The organism is Streptomyces sp. H27-H5 (genome assembly GCF_026627505.1).
GTDB lineage: Bacteria > Actinomycetota > Actinomycetes > Streptomycetales > Streptomycetaceae > Streptomyces.
Genome location: NZ_JAPNLK010000329.1, coordinates 1 through 944 on the forward strand (window position 1 = coordinate 1; position 944 = coordinate 944).

Genomic DNA, 944 nt, shown 5'->3' on the forward strand with positions numbered 1-944 from the left:
GGAGCAGTCATCCGAAGCCGATACCGTGGCTTCACCACGAACCCACGGGTCCACCCCCGCACAGCACAGCGACAGACCCGCGGGTTCCCGCTGAAGACCCTTCAGTTTTCGTGAACTCGCGGACCTCAGGGGGGCCGAACGAGATAGGCACGAATGGAGTCACCAGGGCGCAGGTTACTGTGCGTCAACGGCACGGATGCCGCCGACGGTTCCAGCGTCAGCCGGGCCAGCACCACCGCGAATCCCACCGTCACCGCGAAGGCCAGCAGCATGGCCAGTACCCGGCCGAGCACAGACAGGGGAGGCTCTCCGGGAACCCGGTCCCCTGATTCCGCCGCGGTTCTGTTACGCAGTATCCGCACCATTAACAAGCTCCTCGCCACATTGGTTTGCTTGGCCATTCCGATACCCGCGACGTGACGCGGCAGGCGCGCTGCGCGGGGTCCGATCCGGTCCGAGGATATCGGCGTGCCCGGCGGCAGTCGGACGAGCATGCGACGCAGCAGCGCGCCGTCAGGCCCTCAGCAACCGGGCGGGCACTGGCCGCCGACGGACCGGTTGAGTCTGTCATGTCCCCACCTTTTCCAACTTCACGACCGTTGACGCGAGCCTCCTGTGGCAGCGGAGTGAGGCGACGGGCAGCGGTCAGTGGCACAGGCCACGGTTCACCCGGGGATCAGCCTCACTCCGAGTCCAACCCGCGTACACGGACACACTCACCCATGCGGGTGACTGACTCAGCCCTCCACGAAGCGGCGCGCGCCTCCCTGTGCGGCATGGTGGTCGCTGATGGCGCAGTGGTGGAGTGGAGCGGGGCGCTAGTGCAGCGCGTTGCAGGTCCTTTTCCGGTTGGGCGGGTTGGGTGCGGTCACGCCTCGTGGTCGGCGAGGTGGACGATGGCGGCGGTGTCGAAGGCGTCGTTGGGGTGGCCGATGTCGGTGCCG

1 pseudogene is annotated in these 944 nt (G+C 67.4%); it reads right to left on the minus strand.

Going from position 1 to position 944, the window contains the following annotated elements:
* Positions 1-131: 131 nt before the first annotated feature.
* Positions 132-365: pseudogene (locus tag OTB19_RS43115) on the minus strand (VanZ family protein); the annotation flags it as partial.
* Between the last annotated feature and the right edge of the window lie 579 nt (positions 366-944).